Source organism: Psychrobacter sp. 1Y11, from assembly GCF_052259045.1.
GTDB lineage: Bacteria > Pseudomonadota > Gammaproteobacteria > Pseudomonadales > Moraxellaceae > Psychrobacter.
This window is the reverse complement of the sequence record NZ_JBQQER010000034.1, coordinates 1-683: the sequence shown is the minus strand read 5'-3', so window position 1 is coordinate 683 and position 683 is coordinate 1. Positions and strand designations below refer to the sequence as shown.

At 66.6% G+C, this 683-nt stretch carries 1 protein-coding gene; it reads left to right on the top strand.

The genetic code is table 11. The features are described from left to right. Positions 1-23: 23 nt before the first annotated feature. A partial coding sequence (locus tag ACTXGJ_RS12645) for a formate dehydrogenase subunit gamma (RefSeq protein WP_443566161.1) occupies positions 24-683 on the top strand: 660 nt, incomplete at its 3' end.

Genomic DNA, 683 nt, shown 5'->3' with positions numbered 1-683 from the left:
CCACGTCACGCGCGAGAAGGCCGATGACGAGCCAGAACGATATCCGGGACGGGGATACCCGCCCGCTGCATCACGCCAAGTCCGAGGCGCCGGAGGTGATGTACGTCCCCCGCTACACCGGGGTTCAGCGCGTGAACCACTGGATCACCGCGATCCTGTTCACGCTGCTGACCCTCTCGGGGCTGGCGATGTTCACGCCTTACCTGTTCTCGCTGACCGGCCTGTTCGGCGGCGGGCAGGCGACGCGCGCGATCCATCCGTGGTTCGGCGTCGCCCTGGCGGTGAGCTTCTTCTTCCTGTTCGTGCGCTTCTGGAAGCTCAACATCCCCAACAAGGACGATGTCGCGTGGTCGATGAAGATCGGCGACGTGGTCACCAACCGGGAGGACCGCCTGCCCGAGCTCGGCAAGTACAATGCCGGCCAGAAGGGCGTGTTCTGGGGCCAGACCGCGCTGATCGGCGTGATGTTCGTCACCGGCCTGATGATCTGGAACACCTACTTCGGCGGGTTGACCACCATCGAGACCCAGCGCTGGGCGCTGCTCGCCCACTCGCTCGCGGCCGTGATCGCCATCGCGATCATCGTGGTCCACATCTACGCCGGCATCTGGGTGCGCGGCACCGGCCGGGCGATGGTGCGCGGCACGGTGACGGGCGGCTGGGCCTACCGGCATCACCGCAAG